Genomic DNA, 11,140 nt, shown 5'->3' on the forward strand with positions numbered 1-11,140 from the left:
CCGTCCGGCTCGGCCGGGCGGGGCCCCGCACCCGCACCGGCTAGGCTCTCGGGCATGACTTTCTCCGTGGCGGTGGCCGGTGCGAGCGGCTACGCGGGCGGCGAGCTGCTGCGACTGCTCGCCGACCACCCTGAGTTCGAGGTGCGCACGGTGACGGCGCACGCCAACGCGGGTCAGCCCCTCATCGCCGTGCACCCGCACCTCCGCTCGCTCCGCGACCTCGTCCTCGTCGACACGACGACCGGGAACCTCGCCGGGCACGACGTCGTCTTCCTCGCCCTCCCGCACGGGAAGTCGGGCGAGATCACCGCGACCCTCCCCGAGGACGTCCTCGTCGTCGACTGCGGCGCCGACCACCGGTTGACCGACCCGCAGGACTGGGCCGACTTCTACGGGGGCGACTTCGCCGGGGCCTGGCCCTACGGGCTCCCGGAGCTGCTGATCGGCGGCGGCGGACGCAAGCAGCGCGAGGCGCTCGCCGGAGTGCGGCGCATCGCCGTCCCCGGCTGCAACGTCACGGCGATCACGCTCGGCCTGGCCCCCGGTCTGCACGCCGGAGTGATCGAGTCGTCGGACCTCGTCGCGGTCCTCGCCGTCGGCCCCTCGGGTGCGGGCAAGAGCCTGCGGACCGACCTCCTCGCCAGCGAGCTCCTCGGCTCCGCGCACGCCTACGGCCTCGGCGGAGCGCACCGTCACAATCCCGAGATCCGGCAGAACCTCCTGCTCGCCGGAGCCGGACCCGTCTCGATCTCGTTCACGCCGGTCCTCGTGCCGATGTCCCGGGGCATCCTGGCGACCTCGACCGCGCGCCTCGCTCCCGGCGTCTCGGCGCAGGACGTGCGCGCCGCGTGGGAGACCGCCTACGGCGACGAGACCTTCGTCCAGCTGCTCCCGGAGGGCTCCTTCCCCCGGACGGCCGACGTGGTGGGGGCGAACACCGCTCTGATCGGACTCGCCGTGGACGAGCGGGCCCGCCGCGTCGTGGTCGTCTCGGCCATCGACAACCTGGTCAAGGGCACCGCGGGCGCGGCCGTCCAGTCCACCAACATCGCCCTGGGACTACCGGAGTCCCTCGGCCTGAGCGTGAACGGAGTCGCGCCGTGAGCGTCACCGCAGCAACAGGGTTCCGGGCGGCCGGAGTCGTCGCCGGGCTCAAGTCGACCGGAGCGCGCGACGTCGCGCTCGTGCAGAACCTCGGCCCGCTGCAGAGCGCCGCCGCGGTCTTCACGAGCAACCGCTGCAAGGCGAATCCCGTCCTCTGGAGCGAGCAGGTGATGCGCGACGGCGTGGTCTCGGCGATCGTCCTCAACTCCGGCGGCGCCAACTGCTACACGGGTGCTCAGGGCTTCCAGGTCACCCACCGCACCGCGGAGCTCGTGGGCGAGAGCCTCGAGGTGTCCGCCGGCGACGTGCTGGTGTGCTCCACCGGGCTGATCGGCGACCAGCTCGACCTCGCGATGCTCGCCACCGGCGTGACCGGCGCCTCCGCCGAGCTCGCCGGGGGACCCGAGGCGGGCGAAGCGGCCGCCCGCGCGATCATGACCACCGACACGGTCCCGAAGCAGGCGGTGGTCCGCTCCGAGCGGGGCTGGAGCATCGGCGGCATGGCCAAGGGCGCCGGGATGCTCGCGCCGGGTCTGGCGACGATGCTGGTCGTGATCACGACCGACGCGGCCCTCGAGTCCGCCGCTCTCGACACCGCCCTGCGTGCCGCGACCCGCGTCACCTTCGACCGCCTCGACTCGGACGGCTGCATGTCGACGAACGACACCGTCGCACTGCTCGCGAGCGGCGCCAGCGGCGTCGAGGCCGACGCCGACGAGTTCACCGAGGCCCTGACCGCGGTCTGCCGCGACCTCACCCTGCAGCTGCAGGCGGATGCGGAGGGCGCCGCCCACGACGTCGCGATCCGCGTGCTGAACGCCGCGACCGAGGACGAGGCCGTGGTCGTCGCCCGCGCCGTCTCCCGCAGCAACCTGTTCAAGGCCGCGATCTTCGGCAAGGACCCCAACTGGGGCCGCGTCCTCGCCGCCGTGGGCACGACCGATGCGCAGTTCGACCCGTACGGCATCGACGTCGCGATGAACGGGGTGCAGGTCTGCCTCGCGGGCGAGCCGCACGAGAGCCGCGACCTCGTCGACCTCGCCCCTCGGCAGGTCGCCGTCGACATCGACCTGCACGCCGGCGACGCGACGGCCACGATCTGGACCAACGACCTCACGCACGACTACGTGCACGAGAACTCCGCGTACTCGAGCTGAGGCGGCCATGAGCGACGACACCACCCTCTCGGCCGAGAGCCGCGCCGAGCGCGACGCCGCGCCCGGGAAGGCCGCGACGCTCATCGAGTCGCTGCCCTGGCTGCAGAGCTTCCACGGGCGCACGATGGTGATCAAGTTCGGCGGCAACGCGATGGTGTCGGAGGAGCTGCAGCGCTCCTTCGCCCAGGACATGGTCTACCTGCGCTACGCCGGGATCCGCCCCGTGGTCGTCCACGGCGGCGGGCCCCAGATCTCGCGGATGCTCGACCGGCTCGGGATCGAGAGCGAGTTCCGGGGCGGCTACCGGGTCACGAGCCCCGAGGCGATGGAGGTGGTGCGGATGGTGCTCACCGGCAGCATCAGCCGCGACATCGTCCGCCGGATCAACGAGCACGGCCCCCTCGCCGCCGGCATCTCCGGTGAGGACGCGGGCCTCTTCGTCGGCCGCCGCCGCGGTGTCGTGATCGACGGCGAGGAGCACGACCTCGGACTCGTCGGAGACGTGATCGCCGTGGACCCCGCCGCCGTCCTCGCTCAGCTCGAGGCCGGCCGGATCCCGGTCGTGTCCTCGATCGCCCCCGACTCGGACGACCCCACGCAATCGCTGAACGTCAACGCCGACGCCGCCGCCGCCGCGCTGGCCGTCGCGCTCGGCGCCGAGAAGCTCGTCGTCCTCACCGACGTGGCCGGCCTCTACTCCGACTGGCCCGACCGCGAGTCGCTCGTCTCGCACATCCGCTCGGACGACCTCGCGGCTCTGCTGCCCTCGCTCGAATCGGGCATGATCCCCAAGATGACCGCCTGCCTCGACGCCGTGCGCGGGGGAGTGCCCAAGGCCGCCATCATCGACGGCCGCATCCCGCACTCGATCCTGCTCGAGGTGTTCACCTCGGAGGGCATCGGCACCGAGGTCGTCGCCTCGCTCGACCCCCGCGACCGGGAGCGAATGTCGGGCCGCTGATCCTCAGCGGCCCCGGCTCCGAGCGCCCGTCCCGTCCGGGACGCGCGCACCGTCGGCCCTCGCGGCCGGACCGCTCCGATCGAAAGGCCACCATGTCCATCCCCACGACCGCGTCCCGCACCGGCTCGGCGCGCGACCGCTACTCCGCCGCGATGATGCAGACCTTCGCGCCGCCGCTCGCCGTGCTCGAGCGCGGCGAGGGCTGCCGGGTCTGGGACGTCGACGGGCGGGAGTACCTCGACTTCCTCGGCGGCATCGCCGTCAACTCGCTCGGCCATGCGCATCCCGTGTTCGTCGAGGCCGTGACGCGCCAGGCCGGTGCGCTCGCCCACGTCTCCAACTACTTCGCGACCGCCCCGCAGATCGAGCTCGCCGAGACCCTGCGCCGCCTCACCGGGGCCGGGGAGACGGGCCGCGTCTACTTCGCCAACTCGGGCACCGAGGCCAACGAGGCGGCCTTCAAGCTGGCGCGGCTGAACGCGGCCGGCGGCCGGCACCGCGTCCTGGCGCTGCAGAACGCGTTCCACGGGCGGACGATGGGCGCGCTCGCGCTGACCGGCAAGGCGGCCATGCGGGCGCCGTTCGAGCCGATGCCGGGAGGGGTCGAGCACCTCGAGGCGAGCATCGAGGCCCTCGAGGCGGCTCTCGACGAGTCCGTCGCCGCGCTGATCGTCGAGCCCATCCAGGGGGAGGCGGGCGTCATCCCCCTGCCGGGCGGTTACCTCGAGCGCGCGCGCGAGCTCACTCGCGAGCACGGCGCGCTGCTCATCGTCGACGAGATCCAGACCGGGGTCGGGCGGACCGGACGCTGGTTCGCCTACCAGGAGGCGGGGATCCTGCCCGACGCCGTCACCCTGGCCAAGGGGCTCGGCGGAGGCTTCCCCGTCGGAGCGCTGGTGACCTTCGGCGAGGCGTCCGACCTCCTGCAGAAGGGCCACCACGGCAGCACGTTCGGCGGCAATCCGCTCGCGACCGCCGTGGCCGGAGCCGTGCTCGCCGAGATCGAGCGCGCCGACCTTCTCGGCAACGCGCGGGAGCGCGGGGCGCAGATCGTCGACGCGCTGACCGCTCTCGACTCGCCCCTGATCGGAGGGGTCCGCGGCGCGGGCCTCCTCCTGGGCATCGCCCTGACCCGGCCGGTCGCCGCCGAGCTCGCCGCCGCCTGCCTCGACGCCGGCCTGATCGTGAACGCGGCGAACGACTCGAGCGTCCGGCTCGCGCCTCCGCTCGTGGTGACCGCCGCCGACGTCGCCGAGTTCGCCGAGCGCTTCGGCCGCGCACTGCAGACCCTCTGACCCCGTACCTCCACCGAAAGCGACCAGCACCGTGACCCGCCACTTCCTCCGCGACGACGACATCACTCCCGCCGAGCAGGCCGAGATCCTCGACCTCGCCCTCGAGCTCAAGCGTGACCGCTTCTCCCGGAAGCCCCTCGCCGGGCCGCAGACCGTCGCCGTGATCTTCGACAAGTCCTCCACGCGCACCCGCGTCTCCTTCGCGGTCGGCATCGCCGATCTCGGCGGCAGCCCCCTGATCATCTCGACCGCGAGCAGCCAGCTCGGCGGCAAGGAGACCGCCTCCGACACGGCGCGGGTCCTGGAGCGCCAGGTCGCCGCCATCGTGTGGCGCACCTACGCGCAGTCGGGGCTGGAGGAGATGGCGCGCAGCACGCGCGTGCCGGTCGTCAACGCGCTCTCGGACGAGTTCCACCCGTGCCAGCTCCTCGCCGACCTGCTGACCATCCGCGAGCACCGCGGTCGCCTCGCCGGCCTCACGCTCACGTTCTTCGGCGACGGAGCGAGCAACATGGCGCACTCGTACCTCCTGGCGGGGGCCACGGCCGGCATGCACGTCCGCATCGTCTCTCCGGAGTCGTACTCGCCGGACGCGGCGGTCCTGGTCGATGCGCAGCGCATCGCCGCGACCACCGGCGGATCGGCGATCACCACGACCGACCCCGACGAGGGCGCGGCCGGCTCCGACATCGTGATCACGGACACATGGGTGTCGATGGGCAAGGAGGACGAGAAGGCGGCGCGCGTCGCGACCTTCGGCGCCTACCGGGTCGACGCCGCCACGATGGCCGCTGCCGCTCCCGACGCGCTGTTCCTGCACTGCCTGCCCGCGGACCGCGGCTACGAGGTGACCGCCGACGTGATCGACGGCCCGCAGAGCGTGATCTGGGACGAGGCGGAGAACCGCCTGCACGCGCAGAAGGCCCTGCTCGTGTGGCTCCTGGAGCGCGCCGGCACCGCCGACGCCGCTCAGTAGACTCGACAGCCGAACCCGAGGAGAACCATGACGGAACGACCCTCCGCCCGCGCGGGCGAGGCCGGAGCCCTGTGGGGCGGCCGCTTCGCCGGCGGCCCCTCGCCCGAGCTCGCCGCGCTCTCGAGGTCGACCCACTTCGACTGGCAGCTCGCCCCCTACGACCTCGCCGGCTCCCGCGCCCACGCCCGGGCGCTCGCCGGAGCGGGCTACCTCGACGACGCCGAGCTCACCGCGATGCTCGCGGCGCTCGACCGGCTCGAGGCTGCCGTCGCCGACGGGAGCTTCGCCGCCGACGAGTCCGACGAGGACGTGCACGGCGCCCTCGAGCGCGGCCTGATGCTCGAAGCCGGTCCCGAGCTCGGCGGCAAGCTCCGCGCGGGGCGCTCGCGCAACGACCAGATCGCCACCTTCGTCCGGATGTACCTCCGCGACCACGCGGCGCTCGTCTCGGAGCTGGTGGTGCAGCTCATCGACGCCCTCGCCGCGCAGGCGTCGGCGCACCCGACGGCGATCATGCCCGGGCGCACCCACCTCCAGCACGCTCAGCCCGTGCTCCTCGCGCACCATCTGCTCGCCCACGGCTGGGCGCTGCTGCGCGATCTGGAGCGCCTGCGGGACTGGGCCGTCCGGGCGGACGTCTCGCCCTACGGCTCGGGCGCCCTCGCCGGCTCGACCCTCGGCCTGGACGCCGAGGCGGTCGCCCGCGATCTCGGCTTCGCGTCGAGCGTGCCGAACTCGATCGACGGGACGGCCAGCCGCGACCTCGTCGCCGAGTTCGCCTTCGTCACCGCCATGATCGGGATCGACGTCTCGCGCATCGCGGAGGAGGTCATCCTCTGGAACACGCGGGAGTTCGCCTTCGTCACGCTCGACGACGGCTACTCGACCGGGTCCTCGATCATGCCGCAGAAGAAGAACCCCGACATCGCCGAGCTCGCCCGGGGGAAGTCCGGCCGGCTGATCGGCAACCTCACCGGGCTGCTCGCGACCCTCAAGGCGCTGCCGCTCGCCTACAACCGCGACCTGCAGGAGGACAAGGAGCCGGTCTTCGACTCGGTGACGACCCTCGAGGTCCTGCTGCCCGCGTTCAGCGGAATGATCGCGACCCTCACCTTCCACACCGACCGGATGGCGGAGCTCGCGCCCCAGGGCTTCTCCCTCGCGACCGACGTGGCCGAGTGGCTCGTGAAGAAGCACGTGCCCTTCCGGGACGCCCACGAGATCACCGGTGAGCTGGTCAAGCTGGCGGAGTCGCAGGGGAGGGGGCTCGAGGATCTCGACGACGCCGCGCTCGCCTCGGTGTCGCCGCTGCTCACTCCAGACGTGCGGTCCGTCCTCAGCATCGAGGGATCGGTGGCGAGCCGGGACGGTGTCGGCGGCACGGCTCCCGACCGCGTCGCGGAGCAGCTCGCCCGGCTGACCGAGCGCGTCCGGGTCGTGCGCGGATCCCTCCGAGGGGAGCGCCCGTGACTCTTCGAGGAGCGCCGGGCGACGACGGCCGTCCGCCGCTGCGCCCCTGGCAGCAGCGGACTCTGGTGCTCGTCGCCGCAGTCGTCATCGTCGCGGTGATCGTGATCACCCTCGTGTCAGGCCAGAGCTTCTTCTGAGCGCCGACCTCCCCGACCTCGCGCGCTCGGCCCTCGAGGTGGCACCGGAGCTGCTCGGCCGCGTCCTTCTGCACCGCACGCCGGAGGGCGTGGTCGGCGTCCGGCTGACCGAGGTCGAGGCGTACCTCGGAACCGGTGAGGATCCGGGCTCGCATGCGCACCGCGGACCGACACCCCGGACGGCTCCCATGTTCGGTCCGCCCGGATCCGTGTACGCGTACTTCACGTACGGGATGCACACCTGTGTGAACGTCGTCTGCTCCCCGGCGGGCACGGCGTCGGCGGTGCTGCTGCGCGCCGGCGAGGTCGTATCGGGGGAGGATCTCGCGATGATCCGGCGCGGACCCGTTCGCAGCCGGGATCTGGCCCGCGGACCCGCACGGCTGGCGAAGGCCCTCGGAGTCCGTCTCACCGAGTCGGGCGACCCGCTCGAGGCGGCGTTCGAGCTGCTGCCGGGGGAGAGGCCGTCCTCCGTGGCGGCGGGCCCGCGCACCGGCGTCTCGGGCCCGGGCGGCGGGGACGACTTCCCGTGGCGCTTCAGCATCCCGGGCGACCCCACCGTCTCGCCCTACCGGAGAGCAGTGCCCCGGCGGCGGCCCGGAGCTCAGCCCGCGAGGTAGAGCCGGGCGAGCACGCCGAGAGCCGCCGACCAGGCGAGGCTCGCCAGCGTGCCGATGATGAACCGCTCGCGCGCCTCCGGGGAGGCGAGCTCGCTGAAGCGGCCGACGCCCTTGATCGCCACCACGACCGCGATCCCCTCGGGGAGACCGCTCATCAGTGCGCCGGCCGTCGCGATCCGCTCGAGGACCCCTATCGTCGTCCCGCCGCGGAGCACCTCGATCGGCTGGCCGATCGCCGAAGGCGCGCTCCCGGCGGCGGGGCGGGAGGATCCGGCGACCATGATGCCGCCGTGGCTGCCGCTGCGGGAATCGGCCGTCGCGAGCCGGAGGGTGAGCAGCACGATCGGCCCGCCGCCCGCGACCGCCAGCGCGAAGGCCAGCACCGCCACCAGGACGGAGTGGATCGGGGGCGCGGACGGTCCGGCGACCGCCGTGAGGAGGAAGGCGGCGGCCGCCGCCGCGAGGGGGGATCCAGGCGAGCTGCGGACGGCGCAGGCGCACGGCCAGCATCGCACCGGCGAGTCCGGCGAGCAGCACGAGCACCACGCCCGTCCACGAGGCGGACTGCAGCGCGGAGGCGAGGAGCAGGGCGGGGGATCCGGGGCGTGCCGTCATCGGGGTGTCCTCTCGTCGGTGGGGTCGAGCGTACGGTCGACCACCGTCAGCAGGCGCGCGAGCGCATCACGGGCGGGAGCGTCGACTCGAGCACTCGCCGCGCGGACCCGGAGGCTGACCGCCTGCGGGCTGACGGCGAGGCGCTCGGCCGCATCCTTCTGGGAGAGGCCGCTCTCGAGCAGGTCGACGATCTGCCAGCCGGCCTCGGAGCGCGCGTCGCGCAGCAGGAGGAGCGGATCGATCAGCGCCTGGACGTCCGCCGGTGCCGGCGCCGCCGTTCCCGGTGCGTCCGGATCGAGGGAGAAGCGCGTCGGCCGGCCCTTCGCCGCCTCGACCGCCCGGCGCGCCGCGAAGTACGCCTCCCCGGTCGCCGCTCTCGTGGTCGCGGGGAGTGGCCGGTCGACGGGGCCGATCCCGAGGCCGATGCTCCAGTGGCCGGTCCGGTGCAGCTCGAGCACGAACGCGACGACGGCATCGGCCCGGTCGAGCACGCACTGGAACTCGTCGCCCGCCGTCCGCTCCGGGGGCAGGACGAACGTCGCCCGACCGTCGTCGATCAGGCTCGCGATCGCCTGGTCCACGCGGTCGTGGTCGTGCCTGCTGTCGCGCTGATCCGCGGTGATGACGAACATCGGACCTCCTCGATCAAGTATCGGCACTTGATCGCCCGGGATCAAGCCTGTGCGCTTGACTATCGGAGACCGGCTCCTTCCCGCCGCGGTAGCCTGGTCGGGTGATCGACCAGCACCTCCCCGGGTCCGCGACGAGCCCGCAGCTCGACCCCGCCTTCGACTCCGTGTGGGACGAGCTGGTCTGGCGAGGCTCGGTGCACGTGTCGACCGATGCGGGAGCGTTGCGCGAGCTGCTGTCGGGGGAGCCGATCACCTACTACTGCGGTTTCGACCCGACCGCGCCCAGCCTCCACCTCGGGAACCTGGTGCAGCTGATCGTCATGCGCCGGCTCCAGCTGGCCGGGCATCGGCCGCTCGGGCTCGTCGGCGGCTCGACCGGGCTGATCGGGGATCCGCGTCCGACGGCCGAGCGGACGCTGAACTCGCGCGAGACGGTGACGGCGTGGGTCGAGCGCCTCCAGGCGCAGGTGTCCCGGTTCGTTCCCGCGGGCGGCGACAACGGGCTGCGCCTGGTCAACAACCTCGACTGGACCGCTCCGCTGTCGGCGATCGACTTCCTGCGGGAGATCGGGAAGCACTTCCGCGTGGGGACGATGCTCAAGAAGGACGCGGTCAGCGCCCGCCTCAACTCCGACGCGGGGATCAGCTACACCGAGTTCAGCTACCAGATCCTGCAGGGTCTCGACTACCTGGAGCTCTACCGGCAGTACGGGTGCGTCCTGCAGACCGGCGGCAGCGACCAGTGGGGCAACCTGACGAGCGGGACCGACCTGATCCACCGCACGGAGGGCGTGTCGGTCCACGCGATCGGTACACCCCTGGTGATGAACTCCGACGGCACAAAGTTCGGCAAGAGCGAGGGCAACGCCGTCTGGCTCGACTCCGAGCTCACCAGCCCGTACGCGTTCTACCAGTTCTGGGTCAACACGGACGACCGTGACGTCGCCGACCGCCTGCGGATCTTCACCTTCCTGCCGCGCACGGAGATCGAGCGCCTGGAGAAGGCCGCCGCCGACGAGCCGTTCCGCCGGGAGGCGCAGCGCGCGCTCGCCTGGGAGGTCACGTCGCTGGTGCACGGAGCGGAGGCGACGCGGTCGGTGATCGACGCCTCGGCCGCGCTCTTCGGCAAGGGCTCGCTCGAGGGGATCGACCCGGTCATCCTCCGCGGCGCGCTCGAGGCGGTGCCCTCGATGGAGGCGACACCGGAGACGCCGGCGCTGCAGGCGTTCGTCGAGACCGGACTCGTCGCCAGCACGGGGGAGGCGCGACGGGCACTCGCTCAGGGAGGGCTCTCGGTGAACAACACCGCCCTCCCGTCCGAGACCGTCACGCTCGGCGAGCTCCCGTTGATCGACGGGATCGCCGTCCTCCGTCGCGGCAAGAAGAGCTTCGCCGGGGCCTTCGTCCGCTGACCGCGTGCCCGCTCTCCTCGAGCGGACGCGGACGATGACGGCGGTCTCATCAACACGGTGTCCCCTGTCCCGTGTCCGGTATCCGGTGTCCGGTAGCCGGTAGCCGGTAGCCGGTAGCCGGTAGCCGGTGTCGGGTACCGAGTCGGACACTCAGCGACGCACGGCCCCTGAATCGCGACACGCCCGGGACGCAGGCGATTTGCCGCTCGGCCGAGGCCCGACGTAATGTAACTCCTCGTCACCCCAAAGGAGCGGCAAGCGGGAGTCAGGCGCAGAGCGTCGAGACCAGCTGGCCCACCTCAAGCGGGGACCATCCCCTCGCTCCCAGGCCTGTTAGAGATTCGTCTCTTGAAGACTGCGGGATCGCGAGCGTAAGATGCAAAGCCTCCACGGGACACGGTCCCGGCTTCGTTGCAAGGCCTCACGGCCGAGCCCGGTGCAGCGGTGCGGTCCTCGATCGTGCAGCGAACACCACGAAGAAGCCGGACTTGACACGGCCTGCGGATGTGCTAAGTTAGTCGAGTTGCCACGGAGGCGATCGGGACTTCGGTTCTGACAAGCCTAACCGGTCTCGGCAAGCAAGACAAATCGAGTGGCTCACGCCCTCGTACAGCAAACTTCGATCACTTTCGTTGTGAAGCACCGTTCTGGTGTGGAGGCGAGATGTGTCCGATTCTTGAGAACTCAACAGCGTGCACTATGTTCAATGCCAATTTTATACCCCGGCCTTGATCTTCGGATCGGGTTGGGATTCCTTTGGA

General features: G+C 72.1%; 11 protein-coding genes. 9 read left to right on the forward strand and 2 right to left on the reverse strand.

Annotation, left to right across the window (positions count from 1 at the left end):
* Positions 1-54 precede the first annotated feature (54 nt).
* The 8 genes from argC to C5C25_RS07315 all read left to right on the forward strand — a co-directional run bounded on the left by argC (position 55) and on the right by C5C25_RS07315 (position 7,720).
* Positions 55-1,104 (forward strand): N-acetyl-gamma-glutamyl-phosphate reductase, encoded by a 1,050-nt coding sequence (gene argC, locus C5C25_RS07285; protein WP_104226315.1) that lies wholly within the window; start codon positions 55-57, stop codon positions 1,102-1,104.
* The gene (gene argJ, locus C5C25_RS07290) at positions 1,101-2,261 is read left to right on the forward strand and encodes a bifunctional glutamate N-acetyltransferase/amino-acid acetyltransferase ArgJ (protein ID WP_104250190.1); all 1,161 of its coding nucleotides are present in this window, start codon (positions 1,101-1,103) and stop codon (positions 2,259-2,261) included. The genes argC and argJ overlap by 4 nt, the downstream gene beginning before the upstream one ends.
* Before the next feature lie 7 nt (positions 2,262-2,268).
* A complete protein-coding gene (gene argB / locus C5C25_RS07295; RefSeq protein WP_104224497.1) occupies positions 2,269-3,222 on the forward strand; it encodes an acetylglutamate kinase in 954 nt (317 codons plus the stop codon).
* 92 nt (positions 3,223-3,314) lie between these two features.
* Positions 3,315-4,517 (forward strand): acetylornithine transaminase, encoded by a 1,203-nt coding sequence (locus C5C25_RS07300; RefSeq protein ID WP_104250191.1) that lies wholly within the window; start codon positions 3,315-3,317, stop codon positions 4,515-4,517.
* 31 nt (positions 4,518-4,548) lie between these two features.
* On the forward strand, positions 4,549-5,493 hold the full coding sequence (gene argF / locus C5C25_RS07305; protein WP_104250192.1) for an ornithine carbamoyltransferase: 945 nt from the start codon (positions 4,549-4,551) through the stop codon (positions 5,491-5,493).
* Between the two features lie 27 nt (positions 5,494-5,520).
* Positions 5,521-6,963, forward strand: a complete 1,443-nt coding sequence (gene argH / locus C5C25_RS07310; RefSeq protein WP_104250193.1) for an argininosuccinate lyase — start codon at positions 5,521-5,523, stop codon at positions 6,961-6,963.
* The gene (locus tag C5C25_RS16485; protein WP_160034127.1) at positions 6,960-7,100 is read left to right on the forward strand and encodes a hypothetical protein; all 141 of its coding nucleotides are present in this window, start codon (positions 6,960-6,962) and stop codon (positions 7,098-7,100) included. Before argH ends, C5C25_RS16485 begins: the two co-directional genes overlap by 4 nt.
* Complete coding sequence (locus C5C25_RS07315; protein WP_104250194.1) at positions 7,097-7,720, forward strand: DNA-3-methyladenine glycosylase; 624 nt, start codon at positions 7,097-7,099, stop codon at positions 7,718-7,720. Before C5C25_RS16485 ends, C5C25_RS07315 begins: the two co-directional genes overlap by 4 nt.
* On the opposite strand, the gene C5C25_RS07320 is transcribed toward C5C25_RS07315, so the two are convergent.
* On the reverse strand, positions 7,705-8,109 hold the full coding sequence (locus tag C5C25_RS07320) for a hypothetical protein (RefSeq protein WP_258069361.1): 405 nt from the start codon (positions 8,107-8,109) through the stop codon (positions 7,705-7,707). The two genes, C5C25_RS07315 and C5C25_RS07320, sit on opposite strands and share 16 nt — an antisense overlap.
* Positions 8,110-8,331: 222 nt before the next feature.
* Positions 8,332-8,967 (reverse strand): DNA-binding protein, encoded by a 636-nt coding sequence (locus tag C5C25_RS07325; RefSeq protein WP_104250195.1) that lies wholly within the window; start codon positions 8,965-8,967, stop codon positions 8,332-8,334.
* Between the two features lie 101 nt (positions 8,968-9,068).
* Between C5C25_RS07325 and tyrS the strand changes: the two genes are divergently transcribed.
* Complete coding sequence (tyrS, locus tag C5C25_RS07330) at positions 9,069-10,379, forward strand: tyrosine--tRNA ligase (protein ID WP_104250196.1); 1,311 nt, start codon at positions 9,069-9,071, stop codon at positions 10,377-10,379.
* Positions 10,380-11,140 lie beyond the last annotated feature (761 nt).

It is taken from the genome of Rathayibacter sp. AY2B9 (genome assembly GCF_002931595.1).
Taxonomy (GTDB): domain Bacteria; phylum Actinomycetota; class Actinomycetes; order Actinomycetales; family Microbacteriaceae; genus Rathayibacter.